The sequence below is a fragment of the Streptomyces sp. SP18BB07 genome (assembly GCF_036322545.1).
GTDB classification, from domain to species: domain Bacteria; phylum Actinomycetota; class Actinomycetes; order Streptomycetales; family Streptomycetaceae; genus Streptomyces; species Streptomyces deccanensis.
Window position 1 is genome coordinate 1 of record NZ_JAQYWT010000173.1, and the last position, 19,843, is coordinate 19,843.

Genomic DNA, 19,843 nt, shown 5'->3' on the forward strand with positions numbered 1-19,843 from the left:
AGCGGTGTCCGGGCCCGCACCACGATCCGCTCACCCTCGTCGACCACATCCACCATGACCAGTGGGGACAGACCCGAAAACACCGTCCGCACAAGCTCGTTGACACCCATCACATGAAGGTCAACGACCCTCACAACTCTCCGTCACCACCGAATGTGAGACAGGGCCACTCGTTTGACAGTCCCCCTTGCTGATGTCAGGTTGTGGGCGGGAGAACTGGGTGCTCTGCATGAGCGGTTCGTGCACCGGTTCAATCGGGAGGAGCCGCGGCAGTCGGCGCTGGCGTATATGCGTGGGCTGCTTGCTCCGTTGCAGCGGAAGAACGGCTGGACGCTGGCGGAGGAGGCCGGGCACACGGGGCCCGATCGCATCCACCGGTTGCTGAACCGGATCGAGTGGGACGCCGACGAGGTCCTGAACGACGTACGCGACTACGTCGTGGAACACCTCGGAGACCCGGGCGCCGTGCTGATCGTCGACGACACCGGGTTTCTGAAGAAGGGCGTCCGTTCGGCCGGCGTGCAAAGGCAGTACTCCGGAACCGCCGGGGCCCGTATTTCAATAACTGTCAGCGACAGGTTTCCGCGGGGGTTGTTCGGGCGTGCAGCTGTTCCCATGTGCGGGCGGGCGATCCGGGTATCGGCGTGACGAGGATCCGGTGCAGGTCCAGGAGCCGTTTTGCGTCCTGGTACTGGATGGACAGGTTGGTGCGGTTGACGCCCAGTAGTTGGGCCAGGAACGTCATGGTCACCGCTCTGCGACGGCGAAGGATGGCTGCCAGGAGCCGGTGGGTGTGGTCCACGCTGCTGGTCTGTGGGTGGCGGTAGCTGCGCGGGCGGTGGAAGCGTCGCTGGAATGCCGCCTCGGCCAACGCGTCCCAGAAAGGCTCCGAGATCGCCACCAGATGCTCGAAGGCGGTTCGTGACATGCCGGTCAGGGCCGGGTCGGTGAGCATCGCGGTCAGGGCCGGGTCGGTCCGGTGTGCCGTTGCCGGCGCGTCTGGCGCTCGCGGTGGAACGGGAGACAGTGTGTAGTTCCAGTCACCGTGGAAGGCGTTGGGTGTGATCGCAAGGGCGTGGAACTCGGCGGGTGTGACGATGATGCCGAGGTCGTAGCTGCCTGTGTCCAGTTCGGCCCCGATGGTCAGGCCGGCCCTGGTGGTTGTGGCGGCGATGGTCTCGAGGACGACCTGGTAGCTGGTCAGCGGCCGCCCCCGCCAGTTCGCGGTGATGTGACAGAACATCCGGTGCTCTATCTTGTTCCACTTCGACGTCCCCGGCGGTAGGTGACAGACCGTGATCTCCAGGCCGCTCTCTCGTGCGAAGGTGGCAAGGTTGCTTTTCCAGGTCCAGCGGCGGGGGTCGTTGGAGCCGCCGGAGTCGGCGGTGATCAGGAGCCGGGTGGCATTCGGGTGGTCCGCCCGCCCGCGGTGCTGCCACCAGCGTCGGATGGACTCCACCGCGAACTGGGCGGTGTCGTGGTCGGTGCCGACGTTGACCCATCCGCTGTTGTTGGCAATGTCGTAGATCCCGTAGGGGATGGCCATGGGCTGGTCGTTGGTGGTGAACGTGTGGCAGTCCACCTTGATCGCGTTCTTGCCCGGGCGCCAGGTGCGACCGGGCCGGTCACGGTTGCCGAGCCATTCCTTGGCCTTGGTGTCGACGCTGATCACCGGCTGGGCATCGTCGAGGAACGCGGCAGCTGTGGCATTGAGGTGGGTGAACTGGGCATCGCGGTCCGGATGGCTGATGCCCTCTGTGGTCTTCGCGGTTCCCTGCAGGCTGTAGCCCAGGGTGTGCAGCAGGCGTCCGACGGTCGAAGCGCAGACCGGGTGGCCCTGTGCGGTGAGGGTCGAGGCCAGGGCCCGTAACGACAGCGTGGTCCACCGCAACGGGGAGACGGGGTCGCCTCGGGTGTGCGGCTCGATCAGCGACTCCAGTGCGGGCAGCAGACCAGGGTCGGTGTCTGTCAGCCGCTTGCGGCCCGCACCTGGAGCCCGGACCCGCAGGGTTGGTGAGGAGCGACCGGCCAACTCGGTCATGCCTCGCGCGATGGTTGCAGTGCTGGTGCCGGAGGCGGCGGCGACCCGGACGATCCCGCCGCGGCCGAGGGCCGTCGCCTCACTGGCCAGGTACAACCGGCGGCGGCGCTCATCGAGGTGCGGCAGGATCTGATCGAACTTGGCCCGCAGAGCACGAGCGGCAACGCGGCCTGACAGGCACGGGGTCATATCTCAGACTCCCACCAACACCCCTCTGCCGAGCAGTAATTGAAATACGGGCCCCCGGCCGCACCGAGAACTGCCAGATCGGTGTGTTCCTCGCCTACGCCACCGGCCGTGGACGCACTCTGATCGACCGCCGGTTGTATCTGCCCACCTCCTGGACGGATGACCGGGAGCGCTGCAGGCGGGCGGGCATCGATGACAGTGTCGCTTTCGAGACGAAGGTGGCCATGGCCAAGGCGATGGTCCGCCGGGCCATCGCCGACAAGGTCCCGTTCGGCTGGGTGACGGCGGACGCCGCCTACGGCTACAGCAAGGGCTGGCGGTTCGAGCTGGAGCAGGCGGACGTCTTCCACGTCATGGCCACCACCCGGCACGACACCGTCGTCACCCGCTGGTCACTCGACCACCCCGTCCACGACCTGTTCCCCGGCCTGCCGCGGCAGAAATGGAAGCGCCGTTCCTGCGGCGAAGGAGCCCACGGCCCGCGGATCTACGACTGGGCCCGCGTCGAGGTGAGGCCCTGGCACCGCGAGGACCGCCGGCACTGGGTCCTCGCCCGCCGCAGCGTGAGCAGGCCCGAGGAGATCTCCTACTACATCGCCTACTGCCCCGCCGACACGACGCTGGACGAGCTGATCCGCATCGCGGGCAGCCGCTGGGCTGTCGAGGAATGCTTCCAGACCGCGAAGCAAGAATGCGGCCTGGACGACTACCAGGTCCGCCGCTACCCCGGCTGGCACCGCCACATGACCCTGGCCATGGCCGCCCACGCCTGCCTGACCGTCCTGCGAGCCCGCCAACTGGACACGGACAAAGCAGAAACGGATCCTCCCAGCTCATCCCCTTCAGCCTCGCCGAAATCCGACGCCTGATCACCCGCCTCACCGACCGCCGCCCCACCCCGGTCGACCACATCCTGCACTGGTCAACCTGGCGCCGACGACGCCAGCACCAAGCCCGCATCAGCCACTACAAACGACGCGGACACAGCCCCTGAAAACTGCCCAGCAATCAGAACAAGCACCGTTGCAGTAGTAGCCGGGGAGCTAGAGGTCGCTGGTTTCACCGTCGAGCTCGATTGCTGGGACTGGGGTGCGGGGGACAATTTCATCCTGAAGATGAACGCCGCCCTGGCGGAAGGACAGACGCTCGCTCTGTTCTCCACTGCCTATTTCGATGCCGGTCGTTTCACGACGGAGGAGTGGTCGGCTGTCCTGGCAGCCAGGGACAAGTTGATCCCGCTACGGATTGACGAAGCAGTGGCGACGCCGATGTTGCGTGCCTTGCTGGCACCGTCCTTGGTCGGCCTCGACGAGGAAGAAGCACGGCGGGTGCTACTCGACGCGGTGGCCGGGCCTCGACGTCCTGATGGCAAGCCCCCCGGCCTACGACCAGCCCGACCTGTCGTCAACCCACACCACAGCCGGATTTAACGAACTACCGCTACTGCAGTTGAACTCGTGGTGTCGTAGGGCTGACGGGCTGCCGCCTCCTGCAGTATCACGGGGCGTGAGGTATCCGCAGGGTAGCGGGCAGGCGTGATGCGTGCTCAGCCCGTGAGACCGAGCTCGCGTAGGGCGTCGGCCGGGCGGTTGGTCGAGGACTGGGCGCTGGGTGGACAGCAGACCGGGTAGGAGGTGGCATGGCCCGTTCTCACCGGCTCGCGCGTTCAGAAGCGGCCGAGCAGCCCGCCGACTCCGTCGAGGGTGAGGTCCGGGGTCTGCTCCGGCGGCAGTGAGGTGTAGTGGTTCGCCGGGTGGATGCCGGTGGTCACCGCGATGGCGAGTGCGCCGGCGCGGGAGGCCATCGCCATCTCCAGTTCAGGGTCGTCTCCGACGACGGCGAGGTCATGTGCGGCGGCGCCCAGCCGGCGCGCGGCGCAGTGCAGGCCGATCAGAGAGGGCTTGCCCACGACCTGTGGGGTGATGGCGGTGACGCTGCTGATCATGGCGCAGATGGCCCGGGAGGTGCCGAGCGCTCGGCCGTCGGCGCTGGCGAAGAACACCGACTGCGAGCTGCTGTACAGGGTGGCACCGCCGAAGACGGCGTGGCAGGCGGCTTCCAGGTCGTCCATGGTGAACTCCCGGTACCAGCCGACCAGTACGGCGTCGGCCTTCGGGTTGCCCTTGGGTGCGACGATCTGGATGCCGGCCTTGCGCAGCGGCTCCTTCAGGCCTTCGCCGCCGAGTACCAGCACGCTGCGGTGGCCCGTGGCCAGGAAGTGGTCGACGGCGCTGGTGGCCGGGGTGAGCATGGCGTCGTCGGGCAGGTCGAAGCCGATGCGGCGCAGTGTCTCGGCGTAGGACTCGGGGGTGCGGGTGGTGCCGTTGGTGAAGGTGAGCCAGGGCAGGCCGCGGGCGGTGAGGGCGGCGGTGATCTCCAGAGCCCCGGGCAGGGGTGCGAGTCCGTGGTTGCGCCGGTCGCCCAGGACCAGCGTGCCGTCCATGTCGAACACGACACCGCGGACGGCCCGCAGACGGCCGGGCAGGTCGGTGGTCTCGTCAGCCGTCTCGGCGGTCACGGTGCAGCTCCAGTCGGAAGTCGGGCCGTTCCAGGATCAGTTCGGGGGGTGCCGGGCGGGCCCGCAGGCCGCCCAGCAGGTCGAGTACTGGCTTGACCCGGGGGTTGTAGTCCCGCCGGGCCGGACCGGCCGCCACCATGGCGTCCACCTGCTCGGCGGGCATGGTGGCGCGCAGGAGCAGCTCCTCGTCGCTGATGCCGCGCGGCAAACGCCGGCGTAGTTCGGCGACGGTGGGCGGTGGCGGTTCTTCGGCCAGTTCCCTGGCCCGAGGCCGGCCCAGGATGCGGTCGGCGACCTGCGGGTCCACGGGGGCGGTGGGGCGGCCGAAGCTGCCCAGCACGTACCGGATGACCTGGTCGGAGACGTTCTCGTAGCGTTCGGCGCTGATGACGTTGTAGAGGGCCTGGGTGCACACCATTTGCGGGAGGGGAGTGACCATGATGGGGAAGCCGAGTTCGGTGCGTACCCGGGTCACCTCCTCGATGACCGCGTCGAAGCGGTCGCTGAAACCTAGTTCGTCGAGTTGACGGCGCAGGGTGGTCATCACACCGCCGGCCACCTGGTGGCGCATGAATGCGGCGTCGTAGTCCCGGGGGCCGCCGACGGGAAGCCCCTCGGCCGCCGCCATGCCGTCGAAGTAGTCCGCGACCACGCCTAGGAGCCGGTCGTCGACGTCCACGGAGTGGCCGAGCTCGCGCAGATTGGCGACGACCTGCTGGGCGTTGGGGAGCGACGTGCCGCCCGCGAGGGCTCCGCAGGCCACTTGGAGAGCTTGCACACCCAGGCCGGCGGCCTTGAGGTAGGTCAGACCGGGCAGGCCGATCGTGCAGTGGGAGTGCAGTTCCAACGGTTTTCCGCGGAGGCTGCCCAAAACGGCCGGGATCAGTGTGGCGGCGCGTTCGGAAGTCAGCAGTCCGCCGGGGTCCTTGACGTAGACGCGGTCGATGTCCGGGCAGGCGGCCATCTGCGCGGCGAGGGCACCGTAGTGCATGTCGTCGTGGACCTCGCTGACTGTGAAGGTCAGCGCGCCGACGATCTCGGTGGCGCCGGCCTGACGGATCATGCGGGCGGATGCGCGTACGGCGTCCATGTCGTGCATGGGGTCGAGGACGACGTACCGGGTGACGCCGCTTGCCACCAGCCGGTCGTAGACCAGCTGCATGAAATCCGGATGGGCCACTTCCCAGGAGATGAAGCGCAGCCCGGTACCGATGAACTGCAAGGGCGTGTTGGGCATGGCGCGGTGCGTCAGCCGGATGCGCTCCCACGGGTCCTCGCGGTGAGTGCGCACCGCCATGCCCATGTGGGTGCTGGAGGTGTAGTCGAGGGCGCGGAAGCCGACCCGGTCCAGTACCGGCGCGATCTGGAGGATCTTGCCGGTGTTGAGTCCGGTGGCACCCCAGAGGCTCTGGTTGCCGTCGCGCAGCGACACGTCGACGAGTTGGATCTCAGCCACGGCTGCCTCCTGCCGGATGGTCCCGCAGGAAGCGGGTGAACCAGGCGGTGTCCACGCCGCCCTCGGCGAACTCGGCCTCCGCCAGCACCTCTTGGTGCAGCGGGAGGTTGGTGCTGACCCCGTCGACGGCGCACCGTGTGAGGGCAGCGCGCAGCCGGGCCAGCGCGTCGGCACGGTCGCTGCCGTGCACGATCAGCTTCGCGAGCAGCGAGTCGTAGTACGGCGGCACGCTCGCGCCCGCCTGGAGGTGGGTGTCGATGCGGATGCCCTCACCGAGTGGCCAGACCGCCTCCGTCACGGTGCCGGGACTCGGCTGGAAGTCGCGCGCCCAGTCCTCAGCGTTGATCCGGCACTCGATGGCGTGGCCGGTGAAGGACACGTCCGCCTGGCCGAAGGAGAGCGGTCGCCCTTCGGCGACGGCGAGTTGCTCGGCGACGAGATCCAGTCCGGTGATGGCTTCGGTGACCGGGTGCTCGACCTGGATACGGGCGTTCATCTCCAGGAAGTAGAACGTGCCCCGGTCCACGTCGACCAGGAACTCGACGGTGCCCAGGCCCCGGTACTCCAGATGCTTGCCGAGGGCCACGGCGGCGCGGTGCATCTCCTCGCGCAGCGCCGGGTCGAGGGTAGGCGCGGGCGCCTCCTCGATCAGCTTCTGGTAGCGGCGCTGCACGGAACAGTCGCGGGTGCCGAGGTGGACGACGTTCTCCCCGTCCGCGAGGAGCTGTACCTCCACATGGCGCCCGGTTGCGACGAAGCGTTCGAGGTAGACGCGGGGGTCACCGAACGCGGCGCCCGCCTCGGCGACGGCCAGATCCACGGTGGCGGCCAGGTCCGCCGGGTCGTGCACCTGCTTCATGCCCCGGCCTCCGCCGCCACCCACCGCCTTGATCAGCAGCGGGAAGCCGATCTCCGCGGCGAGTCGCGCTGCGTCGGCGGTATCCTCGAGCGGGCCGCCGGGTACCACCGGCAGACCCGCTGCGACGGCATGCCGACGGGCCTCCAACTTGTCTCCCACAGCTGCCAGTTGCTCCACAGTGGGGCCGATGAACACAATGCCTGCCTCGGCGCAGGCCCGGGCCAGCCGCTGGTTCTCGGACAGGAAGCCGTAGCCGGGATGGACGGCGTCCGCACCGGCGGCCTTCGCCGCGGCGAGCACCGCGTCGACGTCCAGATAGCTGGCCGAGGGCGGGGGCGGGCCGAGGCGCACCACCCGGTTGGCCAGCCGGGCCGGTACGGAGTCGAGATCGGCGTCGGACGCCGTGAGGACCGCCTCGATGCCGAGTCGTTGACACGTTCGCAGGATGCGCAGGGCGATCTCGCCCCGGTTGGCGATCAGAACACGTCGGAGTATCACGCCGCCGCCCCTCCGGCCCGCGTGTCGACGAACATCAGCACCGTGCTCTGCTCGGCGAACTCGCCGTCCCGCAGGCAGATCTCCGCCACCGTGCCGGACGCCCCCGCGTAGACGGAGTTCATCAGCTTCATCGTCTCGACGATCCCGATCACCGTGGTCTCGGTGACCTCGTCCCCGATCTCCACGAAGGGGGCCGCTCCGGGCTTCGGCGCCCGGTAGAACGCTCCGGGCAGGGGTGTACGCACCTCGGTCAGACCCTCGCGGGCGGGTGCCTTCTGCTCCGGAGCAGCCCCGCTCGGAGCCGGCTGCGCGTCCCGGCCGTCGACGAGCACCGGTTCAGCGGTCGTACGCGCGGACTGCGTCCACGTGCCGTCGTCACCGCGGCGCAGCGACAGTTCGAACCGGCCGGTGCGCAGATGGAGGCGGTCGACCTCCATGCCGTCGACGATCCGCAGGATGTCCTGGACGTCCTCGCCGGTCAGACTCACTGCGTGCCCCCACCGGAGCCGGAGCCCGTGCCACCGAGCAGCGACAGCACATGATCGAACGCCCTTGCCTTCGGCGCGGCCACCGGAGCCTGCTCGCGGCTCGCCCAGACCGTCTCGGGACGGCTCTGGAGCAGGAAGACGTTGTGGCCGGGGACGAGGTTGCGGGAGATCGCCCACTCGATGTCCTGCGGTGCCCCGTAATGGGACTCGACCTGCCGGCCGAGCCGTACGAGTTCGTGGATCTCCTCGTCGGACAGACAGGGCTCGCCCCGGAGGTACTCCGGTACGTCCTCCTCCAACACCCCGGAGCCTCCCGGGTCCATCCGGTGTTGCCGCAGCTTCGCCGAGACGGTGCGGGAGCAGATGTCCCCGGTGACCTTGCTGACCACGTACTTGTCGGGTGTCACGTCACCGCTGACGAGAGCCGATCCCAGGCCCCAGGAGCCTTCCAGGGCCACCACCGAACGGTCTCCGGTGAGCGGGCTGCGGGTGAACATGACGCCGGCGCACCGCGGGTCGATCATGCGCTGGACGACGACGGCCATGGCGAGGTCGTGCTCCGGCAGGCCGAGCCGCCGCCGGTAGCTGACCGACTCCACGCTGTAGAGACTGGCCCAGCAGCGGCGGACGTGCTCGACGAGGGAGTCCTCCCCGCGCACCCACAGATAGGTGTCCTGCAGACCGGCGAAGCTGGCGTCCTCGGCGTCCTCACTGGTGGCGCTGGACCGTACGGCTACGGGCGCGGGCTCGCCCGGGGTGTCGGACTCACTGTCCAGCTCCCGGTAGTGTCTGTGGATCGCCGCCGTCACCTCCTCCGGCAGCTCGGCCGCCTCGATGCGTTCCCTGACCGGTGTGACCGCGCGGGTGATCGCCTCGGTGTCCTGGGCGTCCAGAGCCTCGATGGCGGTGCGGATCTCACCGCTCGGGTCGAGGGCGGCGAGGAAGGACTCGAAGGCCGCGATGGTCACGACGTAGCCGGGCGGTACGGGCGCGCCGGCGAAGATGAGTTCGCCGAGGCTGGCGCCCTTGCCGCCGACCGTGGGCCGGTCCGTCAGCCGGAGGTCCGCGAACCGGCGGGCGAAGGGTGTCGTACTCATGGTGATGCCTCCCACGCTCAGTCGAGGATTGTGACGATGCCGCGGTCGCCGTCCACGCGCAGCCGCTGGCCGGTGGTGATCCGCTTGGTGGCGTGGCCCGTGCCGACGACGGCAGGCAGTCCGTACTCGCGGGCCACGATCGCCGCGTGCGACATGGTGCCGCCGATGTCCGAGACCGCAGCCGCGATCTTGCCGAAGACCGGTCCCCAGCTGGGCGCGGTCACCGGACAGACCAGCACCTCGCCCTCCCGTACCTGACCGATGTCGTTGGCGCTGAGCAGTACCCGGGCGGGGCCCTCGATGACGCCCGGCGAGGCGGCGAAGCCGCGCACCTCGTGATCGCCGTCCGTGACCGGAGTGGACCAGGCCTGGATGGTCTCGGCGGTGATGCCCCACAGCATGCGGACCGCCGGGTCGTTGAGCGCCTCGGGGACCGGTCCCAGCGCGGGCGGCGGGGACCAGCCCGCGAGCGCGTCCAGCATCCGCTTGCGTTCCGCGACCGTCTCGCGCACCCGCGCCGAGCCAACCGGTTTGCTGCCGGCCGCCCAGGCCAGCATCACGTCGGTCAGGGCCTGCCCGACCTCGTTGTGGTTCAGCTGGAAGACGTCCTCGGCGTCGGCCAGGACACGCTGGTCGCGCAGCAGCTCACCGAACTCGCGGACCTTGGCGAAGAACTTCGTGGTGAAGTAGTGCTCGCAGTAGAAGTTGTGGTTCTCGACGAAGGGGAACACCACGCGGGCCAGGCCCAGCATCTGGTCGAAGGCGGCCCGCTCCTCCTCGCCGGCCAGCAGGGAGCGGTACTCCAGGGCGATGCGCTCGCGCTCGGCCGTGAGCTGTTCGGTGGGGCGGTCGAGCAACTCGCCCCTTCTGGCCTGGTCGACATAGCCGGGCAGCGCCGCGAACGGCACCGTGAGGTCGTCGTTCCAGCTGCGGTGGTGGTGGTAGAAACCGGCGCCGGTCGACATGTTGAACCACGGTTCGCGGGCGTCGTCCAGGGCCGTCAGCCAGCTCCGGCCGCCGTCGCCGCGGACGGCGAGTGCCGCCAGCACCTTGTCCGGGTCGCACCCCTCCACGAACAGGTCGTCGACCCCGTACTCGACCGCCAGCTTCGCGAGTTTCTTCAGCTCGTCGTCCGGGCGGTAGAGGATGACGTCGATCCCGGCGACCATCCGGGCCACGTCCTGGTCGGGGATCTCCGGGAACGACGTCTTGCAGAACTCGAAGAACACCACGTAGGCGCCGTAGCCGAGCATCAGGAACTCCGTGTGGTGGTGCCACATCTTGGAGTACAGGTCGATCAGCCGGTGGTAGTTCTCGCGGACGTAGTGGTTCTGGGCCACGCCCTTGGCCTGGAACACGACGTCCGGGTCCTCGAACTCCGGCAGCCGGGGAACCTCGATCCGCTGGACCTCGTCGATCAGTCCGGTGATGCGGGTGACCCAGCCCTCGTAGAGCTCGTCCCAGTTCTCGTAGTAGTGGCCCGCCCGCTCGCTGAACACCGCCAGCCTGCGCTGGATCTCCTCGGGATCGGTGACCGGGTTGGCGGTGATGTAGACCCGGCCGTTGACGATGCGGTGCTCGATGCCGAGCGTCGTGGGAAAGACGAACATGCGCGCGGTGTTCGCCCCGAGGGCGGTGTACGGCGCCTCGGCCGTGACGGCGTCGAACGCGGGCATCGGCTCCGGGAAGTGCATCGCGTTGTAGAACCAGAACCGCTGGTCGTCCTCGGGCTGGAACCGGGTGTAGTACGGGTACATGGACGCCCAGCCTTCGGCGCCCGCCACATCGGTCAGCTCCGAAGGCAGTGGGAAGCGGGGCACGGGTCTGACATCGTTCACGGAGCTCTCCAGGGTGTGCGGCTCAGACGGTAGGGAGCGGGGATACGAGGGTCGTGCGGCTCAGACGGCGGTGGTGGCCAGGGGGTAGTCGCGCTGGGTACGGGCGTACCGGGCCAGGGCGTCGAGCGCGCGTGGGTCGGCCACCGTGCTGCGGTCTGCGGCTTGCTCGACGGGGGTGCCGAGCAGGATCCGGCGTGCCGGCACCTCGAGCTTCTTGCCGGTCAGGGTGGTCGGAACGGCCGGGACCTGGATGATCCGGTCCGGCACGTGACGAGGGCTGTACTCCTGGCGGAGCCGGTCCCGGATGGTCCGCTCGAGGCCGGCGTCGAGGGTGACGCCTTCGGCCAGCGCCACGAACAGCGGCATGAAGAAATTCCCGTCCGGCAGGTCGAGGCTGACCACCAGTGCTCCGGCGACCTGGTCAAGGGCCTCGACGACCCGGTAGATCTCCGCCGTGCCGATGCGCACGCCCTGCCGGTTGAGCGTGGCGTCCGAGCGGCCCAGCACGAAGCAGCCGCCGCGGGCGTTGACCTTGAAGAAGTCGCCGTGCCGCCAGACGCCCGGGAAGTCCTCGAAGTACGTACGGCGGTACCGCTCGTCCCCGGCCGGGCCCCAGAACGTCACCGGCATGGACGGCAGCGGCTCCGTGATCACCAGCTCGCCGACCTCGTCCACGACCCGGCGGCCGTTCTCGTCGTAGGCGTACGCGGCGACCCCCAGCGACCGCGCCTGCATCTCGCCGGCGTACACGGGGAGCGTGGGCACACCGCCGACGAAGCCGGTGCAGCAGTCCGTGCCACCGCTGCCGGTGGCGACCCACAGATCCGCCTTGACGTTGCCGTAGAACCAGGCGGTGCACTGCGGCGACACGGGGGAACCGGCCGGCATGACCGCGCGCAGGGCCGACAGGTCGTACCGTTCGCCGGGCACGATGCCGGCCTTGGCCATGAGGTCGACGTAGGCCGGGCTGGCGCCGAAGAAGGTGGCGCGGGTGTCCTGCGCGATGCGCCACAGCACGTCGGGTTCCGGGTGGGCGGGATTGCCGTCGTAGAGCACCGGACAGGCACCGACCAGCAGGGAGCTGATCAGGAAGTTCCACATCATCCAGCCGGTGGTGGTGAAGAACAGCGGCCGGTCGCCGCCGCGCAGGTCCATGTGGAAGGTCTGCAACTTCAGCTGCTCCAGCAGGATGCCGCCGTGTCCGTGCACGATCGCCTTGGGCAGTCCCGTCGTACCGGAGGAGAACAGCACCCACAGGGGATGGTCGAAGGGGACGTGCTCGTAGGCGAAGTCCTCGGCAGGAACGGGCGGGCGGTCAAGGACGTCCTCCCACAGAAGGCCGCCGTCAACAGCAGGCCGCGCCTCCCCCTCGGTGGGCAGGCGGACGACGTGCTCCAGGCCCGGCAGAGCCTCTGCTATGCAGCGCGACTCCTCCCGACGGTCGAAGTATCGCCCGCCGTAGCGGTAGCCGTCGACGCAGAACAGCACCTTCGGACCCAGCTGGCCGAACCGGTCGATCACTCCGCGCGACCCGAAATCGGGGGAGGCGCTCGCCCATACCGCGCCGATGGCCGTCGTCGCGAGCATCGCGACCGCTGCCTGTGGCACGTTCGGCAGGTATCCGCACACGCGGTCGCCGGGGCGCACCCCGAGTGCGCGCAGCCGAGTCGCCAGCACACGCACCTGGCCCGCGAACTCCTCCCACGCCATCCCGGCCGGGGCAGTACTCTCCGAGCAGAACAGCAGGGCATCGGCCCCGGCGCGCTCGTGGCGCAGGACGTGCTCGGCATAGTTCAGCCGGGCTCCGGGAAACCACCGTGCGCCCGGCATCTCACGGCTGCCGAGCACCGCGGAGTACGGAGTCACCGACCGGACGTCGAAGTAGTCCCACAGGGCGCCCCAGAAAGCCTCCAGGTCAGTGACGGACCAGTGCCACAGCTCTTCGTAACCGTCGAACCGTAGTCCGCGCTCCTCGGCCAGCCACTGCCCGAACCGCGTCAGATTCGCCTCGGTGATCCGCTGCCGACCGGGGGTCCACAGCGGGTCAATCCCCTCCGGAAGACCCCGTGCTGCCTCGACGGACATGTCGCCTCCTTGCGTCACGGAACGAACGGTCCACGACAGGCCATGGCCCAGGCAACCATCAACTGCTAACTTTTCACCTGGTGAAACCTGCCCGGGGTCTTCGCAGGTGAGAGCGGGTCTCATGCGGAAATACCAAGTGAAGACGATCAGCTCTCTGGAGCGTGGCCTGCACGTGCTGCGGACGCTTCAGGAGATGCGTGCCGCCAGTCTGCACGACCTGTACCAGGTCACCGGCATTCCCAAGGCCACACTCCTCCGGATCCTTCACACCTGCAATCAGCAGGGACTGGTGTGGCAACGCCTCGCCGACGGAGCCTTCCTCGCGAGCCTCAGACCGCAGCGCGTCCCGTACGACGACACCGAGTGGCTCGGTCAGCTGGCGACGCAGGTTTTGGAAGAGCTGTGCGAACGCGTCATGTGGCCTTCCGTGCTCACCGTGCCGCGCCTGGACTACATGGAGACCATCGACACGAACAGCCCGAGAGCCTACTTCGACGAGGTCGTCCCCGTCGCCCCCATCGGCTTCCGCTCGCACATGCTGCTCGGCGCCTCGGGCCGGGCTTACATCGCCTTCTGCCCCGAGCGGGAGCGCGAGGCGGTCCTGCGACGTCTTCGCGAACACGACGCTCCTGGCAACGCCTATGCCCACGACTCGAAGTGGCTGAACCGGCTGCTGGCGACCACTCGGTCACGCGGATACAGCGTGCGCGCACCGGAGTACGACTTCGACGGCCGCAATTCCATCGCCGTTCCGATCCGGGTGCATGGGGAGGTGCTGGGGTGTGTCAACGTGACCTGGCGCAGGACAGTCATGTCCGCGCAGGAGGTGGCACGGCGCCACCTGGACGACCTGAAATCCGCGGCGCACCGGATAGAAGAGCAGGTTGCGGCAGCCACCCCGCAGCGACTGGACGATCCTGGCGCCGACGTCTGAGCCAAGAACCTCTCCGGGCCACTACCGGCTCATCGCGGTTCATGGGGTGGGGTGTGGGAGACCCGGGACGAAACCTCGCACGGATTCCCTCACGTCGACTTCCCGGGGCCGGCCACGATGGAGATTCGCCGACAGCCGGATGCGCTTGTGCAGCTGAAGGGCGCCGGGGACGGCGTGACAGAGCTGTCCACGTCGGGTGTGGCGCCTGCTGATGATCTCCAGCGTGTTCGGGTGGGGCGTGAATGCCGCCCCGGGCTCGACAACACTCTCGATCCTGGTGGAGGCTCCTGCCCGGGGAGCGGGCAGGGGAAGTCCGTCCGCCGCTGATGCCGCAGTCAGATGTCGTCCCCGAGCTTGAACTCGGTCCAGATGGTTTTTCCCTCCCGGGAGAAGCGCGTTCCCCAGCGGTCGGTGAACTGGGCGACGAGAAACAGTCCGCGGCCCCCCTCGTCCTCGGTCGTGGCGCGGCGCTGGTAGGGCGAGGTGTGGCCACCGTCGGAGACTGATGGGCTCTTCCCCGTAGCGAATCGCGTTCGTCACCAGCTCGCTGACGACCAACTCGGCCGTGAAGGTCATGTCCTGCAGACCCCACTTCTCGAGCTGGCGGCCGGCATGGGTGCGGGTGGCTGCCACGGCCGACGGGTCGCGCGGCACCTGTTCACCGAACATGCTGTCGGCGTCGAGGGCGTGGACGCGTACCAAGAGGAGTGCGGCGTCGTCCTCCAACAACCCGTCAGACCGCGTTGCGATGATCGAGTCGCAGGTTTCGGCGAGACTCGTGCGCCCGCAGTCCATCGCTCGGGTCAGAGCCTTCAGTCCCACATCGGCGTCGTGAGCCCTGTCCTGTACGAGGCCGTCTGTGTAGAGGGCGATGCGGCTGCCCTCCGGCAGGTGGATGTCGGTGGATTCGAAGGGCAGCCCGCCGATCCCGAGCGGTGGGCCGATGGGGAGGTCGAGGCGGGTCGCCGGCTCTCCGGTGCCGGCGATCGCGGGTGTGGGATGGCCGGCGCTGGCGACCGAGAGGATGCCGGTGACGGGATCGTAGACGCCGTACAGGCAGGTGGTGCCCAGTGCCGGGTCCTCGAAGTTCCGAGACCCCGGCCCGTTCGAAGAGGGCCGTGTACCGGCTCATCGCCCGGCGCGAGGTCCACCTGCGGGAGAAGACGCTGTGGCGGATGCTCTACGAGACCGCCGGGTGGTCGGAGGAGATCCTCGGGGTGAACATCGAGGACTTGGACCTCGCCGCCCGCCGTTGCCCGGTTTAAGGCAAAGGGCGCCCGGAGCAAGGCCCGCCGCCGCGGGCAGGCGCGCGAGGACTTCGTGCTGGAGACCGTCTACTGGGACGCCGGCACCGCCCGGCTCCTGCCCGTCTGCTGCGGGGCCGCACCCGCGGCCCGGTGTTCGTCACCCACCGCCGCCCCGGCCCGGGGAAGGTTGTCAGCCCGCGCGACGTGTGCCCGGACACCGGCCTGGCCCGCCTCTCCTACGGCCAGGCCCGCGCGCTGCTGGACGAGCACACCGCCGGTACGCGGGCCGGGAACCGGTTGGGACCTGCACGAGTACCGCCACAGCGCCCTGACCCACCTCGGCGAGCAAGGCGCCTCCCTGCTGATGCTGATGGCCAAGTCCCGGCACAAGAAGCCGGAGAACGTCCGCCGCTACTTCAAGCCGTCATCCGAGGCGATCGCCGAGCTGACCAGTCTTCTGGCTCCGGGCGACGTCCGCCGCTGAACGGCACCGGTACGCCTGGCACCGGATCGTCCGGACTCAGGCCGAGGGGCCGAGGTTCTCCCGCGCCCACTCCTCCACTGTGGTTCCGGGGCGTCCCAGAACGGTCTGGACATCGTCGCGGACGACGGCCTCAAATCCCATGTTGCCGAGCACTGTCTGGCGCATCGTCGCGACAGCGCTCTCCATGTAGAGGCGATCGGCGGCCGAAGGGACTGAGCTCACGTGCGCCGCCAAGTCGTCGGGGCCCGACACAGAGCACGTGATCTCGGTTCCCAGCACCTCGCTGAGGGTCTTGGCGACCTGCGGACCTGTGGCCATCTCCGTGCTCAGCCAGTAGTTCTTGCCTCCGTGTTCGTCTGGTCCTTCACGCAGCACTGCAGCTGCGACCGCGGCGATGTCGGCGGCGCACACCCACCCGCGTGCGCTCTCCTGCCAGGGGACGTTGAACGAGCCGGTCTCGGCGACAGTGGACAGCACCGTGTCGGTGATGACATTGGGGTGCAGGTGCGTCCACGCGATCCCGCTGGCCTCGATGTAGGTCTCGATGAGCTCATGCCAGCTGTAGTGGGGAATCCTGTGGCGGCCGGAGCTGAAGACACCGACGTGGACGATGTGGGCCACCCCGGCCTGCGCGGCGGCGTCGACGAACGTCTTGCTCTGGTGGAGCATGTCCGCGGTGTACCCGGTCAGGAGGAAGACCCGGTCGACCCCGTCCAGTGCTTCGGCGAACTGTTCGGTCCGGTCCAGGTCCAGCAGGACAGCTTCGCGCCCCTGTGCGCGCCACTGCTCAGCGACATCGGCGCGCCGTGTCGCGAGGCGGACTTCAAGTCCCTCGTGGTCCTTGTCCAGCTCGTTGACCAGATGTGATCCGACTGTTCCGGACGCGCCGATGATGAGGGCTGTTGCCATGGTGGATGCCTTTCAGTTCTGCGGGCGTAACGCCGCCCCGCCGGTGCGGCGGTGCGGCTTTCAGGCCGCGGTCGCGTTCTTGGTCAGCGCGTCCATGAGGAGTTCGACGAGCCGGTGTGCCTGCTCCCTGGTGCTGTGCTGCGCCCAGGCGGCGGCGCTGCCCACCAGGAGCAGGGCGTCGCCCGGGGTGATGTCGGCGCGCAGGGAGCCGTCCCGGGCTCCGGCGTCGATCAGGGTGGTGACGGCGTCGTTCAGGAGCGTGTGCGTATGGGCGTAGGGGTCGGCGTCGGAGGCGAGGGCGGCGTTCAGGGCCGCGCACATGTTGCTGTTGGCCATCGCATGGTCCAGGAAGTGGTCCAGCCATGCCCGGGTGGCCTCGGCGCCGGTGTGCCGGGCGACGAGGCCGTCGGCCTTCTCACAGACGAGGGTGATCTGCCGCGTGTGGGCGGCGACGAGGAGGGCTTCGCGGGTCGGAAAGTGCCGGTAGAGGGTGCCGACTCCGACGCCCGCCTGCTTGGCGATGGCGGCCGGCGTGGCCTCGGGGCCCTGCTCGGCGAAGGCGCGCGCGGCGATCTCCAGCAGTCTCTCGCGATTGTGCAGCGCATCGCTCCTGGTTCTGCGGGGGGCGGTGGGCATGCGGCATCCTCCTTCATTTTCCGGAACGCATTCCGTTTAGAACGGTAAACGGAATGCGTTCCGGAAAAACTGTACACCACGGCACCCGGAGGGTGCTGCGTGTGCGATTCGGGCAGGTGTGAGCTTTGCGGCCCTGGCCGGGTCCACACAGCCGCGGTGGGCCCTGTCCGGCCAGCCGATCCTGCGGCGAGCGCGGCCAGGCGCCCCACCTCGTCCACGCGGTGGTTGCAGCTGCGCCCGCACAGCACCGCCTCCTGTCGGGCTGCGCGGGAAGCCGGATGTCTCGGGGCACCCGGGAGTCGTGGGGTGAAGTGGCGCAGTTCGTAGCCCCGCTCCTCGCCTCCGAGCGATCGGCCTCTGCGTGCTGACGCCTACTCCTCGACAGGCGCGCGGGGATCGCGCAGGGGCCGCAGGCCGCCGAGCAGGTCGGGGAGCTGGAAGGAGCACCGGCCCAACACGTTGATGTGGTGGCGCACGAACGGCGACAGCCCCCTTCGGCTGATGCGCCTGTTCGGCTTCACCGAGCAGACTGCCAGGCGCTACGTCAGCGCCGCCCACTCTGAGCGCACGGCCAAGCTTCCTGCGTGAACTCAGATGCCAGGACCGGATTTGCCTGCTGTGAGTGACCGCCCGAGCGCTCCATGGTTTTGGGGGACACCACCGAGCCCGCCTGCTGGCTACGGCCACTAGCGGTCCAACTCCCCCGGGAGTTGGACCGCTGGTCTGTGCGTCAGGATCCGGCACGACAGGTGCCGCATCTCCGGATGGATCAGGCCGAGCGCACTCGTCGGAGGTGGCGCGCGTGGCCTCGCGATCGATGGTGACGATGCGGGCCTGTGGATGGTGCGCGCCGCTGGGTCGCCACGCGCGCCCGCGTCGCGGCAGGGAGTCGCTCCGGCTCAGGCCGAGTACGGCCGTTCCCGGATCGTCCGTCACGCAAGCGGTTTCAGATCACCCTCGCCGATCCTGCGTCGCAGGAGAAACTTCTGCGTCTTGCCCATGGCGTTGGCCGGGACTTCACCGGCGAGGTACCAGTTGCGCGGTGTCTTGTGCGGGGCCAGAGTCGCGCGCAGGTGGTCGTGGAGTTCGGCGGCGGTGGGCGGGGCGACGGGGTCGGCCGGGATGACGACGGCGGCGACCTGTTCCCCCCACTGAGGGTCCGGAACACCGAGCACGGCGGCTTGACGGACGTCGGGATGGGCGAGCAGCGCCGCCTCAATCTCGGCGGGGTAGATGTTCTCCCCTCCGCGGATGATCAGATCCTTGATGCGGCCGGTGACGGTGACGTAGCCGCGCTCGTCCATGACGCCCAGATCGCCGGTGTGCAGCCAGCCGTCGGAGTCCAGTGTCTGGGCGGTGGCGTCGGGCAGATCGTGGTAGCCGAGCATGGCCTGGTAGCCGCGGCCGCAGATCTCGCCAGGCTCACCGACAGGCAGCGGATCGCCCCCGGCCGGATCGGCGATCTTGACCTCGGCCTGCCACAGAGGCTGGCCGACGGTATGCAGTCTGTCGGCGGGGTCATCGTCGGCGGAGGTCTGTGTGAGGGTCGGGCTCAGTTCGGTCTGTCCGTAGAGGACGGAGAATCGTGTGCCGAAGCGGCGTTCGGTCTCCTTGATGAGTTCCGGTGGCACCCGGTCGCCGCCGGACAGGACGGCCGAGCAGGCACTGAGGTCGTAGCTGGTGAAGGAAGGATGGCTGAGCAGTGCAGAGAGCATCACTGGCACTCCGCCGAGGAAATCGGCCTGGTGCTTTTGCAGGGCGTCGAGGACGAGTCCGGGCTGGAAGACCTGGACCAGTACGAGCGTGCCGCAGTGGGCCGCGATGCCCAGCACCGTCAGGTCGCATCCTGCCGTATGGAACAGGGGCAGGGCGCTGACCCAGGTCCCCTGGTGAGGGAACCCGGCGCGGGTGGCTGTGAAAGCAGCGTTGGTGACCAGTCCACGGTGGTGCAGCACCGCGCCTTTGGGCGTGCCGGTCGTGCCGGAGGTGTACTGGATCTGTGCGGCCGAGCCCGAATCTACCTGCGGCAGCGGTCCGACCGCTATCCGGCGGATCTCGTCGAGCCATCCGGTGAAGAAGGCCTGTTCGCGCAGTTGGGACAGCCTCGGCCGGATCCGTTCCACCGCCGAGGCCATGTCGGTGTCGCGGAAGGAGTCGGTCAGCAGCAGGCCCACAGCTCCCGACTGGGACAGTACGTACTGGAGTTCGGCATCGCGCAGCGCCGGGTTGACGGTGACGAGGACAAGCCCGGACAGTGCCGCGCCGTACTGGAGGATGACCCACTCGGGGAGGTTGGGCGCCCAGACGGCAAGGTGCTCGCCTGGGGCGAAGCGTTCGGTCAGCCAGGACGCTGCGTGCTCGGCGTCGTCCAGGAGCTGGGCGTAGGTCCAGGTGCGGTCGGTACGGTCGGCCCCGGACAGGGCAGAGCCGGGCGGGGCGACCTCAATCAGCGCCGGGCGGTCCGGAACAGCTGACGCGGCCTGGCGCAGGACGTCGCCGAGAGTGAGGTCGAGGACGGGCCGGGAGGTGTCGGCGGGCCAGTACGACAGGGCGGGTGGAGTCAT

General features: G+C 68.9%; 14 protein-coding genes and 4 pseudogenes. 5 read left to right on the forward strand and 13 right to left on the reverse strand.

Features of this window, described 5'->3' with window-relative positions:
* Positions 1–216 precede the first annotated feature (216 nt).
* A pseudogene (locus PUR53_RS01560) lies at positions 217–549 on the forward strand (transposase); the annotation flags it as partial.
* Here PUR53_RS01560 and PUR53_RS01565 read toward each other — a convergent pair.
* A pseudogene (locus PUR53_RS01565) lies at positions 432–2,230 on the reverse strand (ISAzo13 family transposase). The pseudogenes PUR53_RS01560 and PUR53_RS01565 sit on opposite strands and share 118 nt — an antisense overlap.
* A gap of 56 nt (positions 2,231–2,286) precedes the next feature.
* Between PUR53_RS01565 and PUR53_RS01570 the strand changes: the two are divergent.
* Together PUR53_RS01570 and PUR53_RS01575 are read left to right on the forward strand one after the other, a co-directional pair.
* A pseudogene (locus PUR53_RS01570) lies at positions 2,287–3,099 on the forward strand (IS701 family transposase); the annotation flags it as partial.
* A 138-nt stretch (positions 3,100–3,237) separates the two neighbouring features.
* The gene (locus PUR53_RS01575; RefSeq protein WP_329907126.1) at positions 3,238–3,660 is read left to right on the forward strand and encodes a toll/interleukin-1 receptor domain-containing protein; all 423 of its coding nucleotides are present in this window, start codon (positions 3,238–3,240) and stop codon (positions 3,658–3,660) included.
* Positions 3,661–3,896: 236 nt separating this feature from the next.
* On the opposite strand, the gene PUR53_RS01580 is transcribed toward PUR53_RS01575, so the two are convergent.
* From PUR53_RS01580 to PUR53_RS01610, 7 genes are read right to left on the reverse strand one after another with little or no spacing between them, the layout of a single operon-like run.
* A complete protein-coding gene (locus PUR53_RS01580; protein ID WP_329907104.1) occupies positions 3,897–4,748 on the reverse strand; it encodes an HAD-IIA family hydrolase in 852 nt (283 codons plus the stop codon).
* Positions 4,729–6,204 carry a biotin carboxyl carrier protein gene (locus PUR53_RS01585; RefSeq protein ID WP_329907105.1) on the reverse strand — a complete coding sequence of 492 codons (1,476 nt, stop codon included), beginning with the start codon at positions 6,202–6,204 and terminating at the stop codon, positions 4,729–4,731. Before PUR53_RS01585 ends, PUR53_RS01580 begins: the two co-directional genes overlap by 20 nt.
* Positions 6,197–7,561 (reverse strand): acetyl-CoA carboxylase biotin carboxylase subunit, encoded by a 1,365-nt coding sequence (locus PUR53_RS01590; RefSeq protein ID WP_329907106.1) that lies wholly within the window; start codon positions 7,559–7,561, stop codon positions 6,197–6,199. The genes PUR53_RS01585 and PUR53_RS01590 overlap by 8 nt, the downstream gene beginning before the upstream one ends.
* Positions 7,558–8,049: an acetyl-CoA carboxylase biotin carboxyl carrier protein gene (locus PUR53_RS01595; protein ID WP_329907108.1), complete on the reverse strand. Its 492-nt coding sequence runs from the start codon at positions 8,047–8,049 to the stop codon at positions 7,558–7,560. Before PUR53_RS01595 ends, PUR53_RS01590 begins: the two co-directional genes overlap by 4 nt.
* Positions 8,046–9,146 carry a PEP/pyruvate-binding domain-containing protein gene (locus PUR53_RS01600; RefSeq protein ID WP_329907109.1) on the reverse strand — a complete coding sequence of 367 codons (1,101 nt, stop codon included), beginning with the start codon at positions 9,144–9,146 and terminating at the stop codon, positions 8,046–8,048. Before PUR53_RS01600 ends, PUR53_RS01595 begins: the two co-directional genes overlap by 4 nt.
* A gap of 17 nt (positions 9,147–9,163) precedes the next feature.
* Entirely contained in the window at positions 9,164–10,984 is a 1,821-nt protein-coding gene (locus PUR53_RS01605) for a PEP-utilizing enzyme (protein ID WP_329907110.1), read from the reverse strand.
* 60 nt (positions 10,985–11,044) lie between these two features.
* Positions 11,045–13,069, reverse strand: a complete 2,025-nt coding sequence (locus PUR53_RS01610; protein WP_329907111.1) for an acetoacetate--CoA ligase — start codon at positions 13,067–13,069, stop codon at positions 11,045–11,047.
* Positions 13,070–13,205: 136 nt separating this feature from the next.
* Here PUR53_RS01610 and PUR53_RS01615 point away from each other — a divergent pair, with 136 nt between their 5' ends.
* Positions 13,206–14,003 carry an IclR family transcriptional regulator domain-containing protein gene (locus tag PUR53_RS01615; protein ID WP_329907112.1) on the forward strand — a complete coding sequence of 266 codons (798 nt, stop codon included), beginning with the start codon at positions 13,206–13,208 and terminating at the stop codon, positions 14,001–14,003.
* Positions 14,004–14,042: 39 nt separating this feature from the next.
* Here the strand turns inward: PUR53_RS01615 and PUR53_RS48015 are convergent, their stop codons facing one another.
* Complete coding sequence (locus tag PUR53_RS48015) at positions 14,043–15,074, reverse strand: SpoIIE family protein phosphatase (RefSeq protein WP_443080251.1); 1,032 nt, start codon at positions 15,072–15,074, stop codon at positions 14,043–14,045.
* A gap of 17 nt (positions 15,075–15,091) precedes the next feature.
* Here PUR53_RS48015 and PUR53_RS01620 point away from each other — a divergent pair.
* Positions 15,092–15,734, forward strand: a pseudogene (locus PUR53_RS01620) (site-specific integrase); the annotation flags it as partial.
* A 36-nt stretch (positions 15,735–15,770) separates the two neighbouring features.
* On the opposite strand, the gene PUR53_RS01625 reads toward PUR53_RS01620, so the two are convergent.
* The 4 genes from PUR53_RS01625 to PUR53_RS01640 form a co-directional block, all read right to left on the reverse strand.
* Positions 15,771–16,643: an NmrA family NAD(P)-binding protein gene (locus PUR53_RS01625; protein WP_329907113.1), complete on the reverse strand. Its 873-nt coding sequence runs from the start codon at positions 16,641–16,643 to the stop codon at positions 15,771–15,773.
* A gap of 60 nt (positions 16,644–16,703) precedes the next feature.
* Positions 16,704–17,279 (reverse strand): TetR/AcrR family transcriptional regulator, encoded by a 576-nt coding sequence (locus PUR53_RS01630; RefSeq protein WP_329907115.1) that lies wholly within the window; start codon positions 17,277–17,279, stop codon positions 16,704–16,706.
* A gap of 371 nt (positions 17,280–17,650) precedes the next feature.
* Positions 17,651–17,800 (reverse strand): hypothetical protein, encoded by a 150-nt coding sequence (locus PUR53_RS01635; RefSeq protein WP_329907116.1) that lies wholly within the window; start codon positions 17,798–17,800, stop codon positions 17,651–17,653.
* Positions 17,801–18,211: 411 nt separating this feature from the next.
* Positions 18,212–19,843 (reverse strand): class I adenylate-forming enzyme family protein, encoded by a 1,632-nt coding sequence (locus PUR53_RS01640; protein ID WP_329907117.1) that lies wholly within the window; start codon positions 19,841–19,843, stop codon positions 18,212–18,214.

Coding starts and splice junctions, on each gene's coding strand:
- PUR53_RS01640 (WP_329907117.1), bottom strand. CDS start 19,843: ATGACTCCACCCGCCCTGTCGTACTGGCCCGCCGACACCTCCCGGCCC.
- PUR53_RS01600 (WP_329907109.1), bottom strand. CDS start 9,146: ATGAGTACGACACCCTTCGCCCGCCGGTTCGCGGACCTCCGGCTGACG.
- PUR53_RS01625 (WP_329907113.1), bottom strand. CDS start 16,643: ATGGCAACAGCCCTCATCATCGGCGCGTCCGGAACAGTCGGATCACAT.
- PUR53_RS01610 (WP_329907111.1), bottom strand. CDS start 13,069: ATGTCCGTCGAGGCAGCACGGGGTCTTCCGGAGGGGATTGACCCGCTG.
- PUR53_RS01630 (WP_329907115.1), bottom strand. CDS start 17,279: ATGCCCACCGCCCCCCGCAGAACCAGGAGCGATGCGCTGCACAATCGC.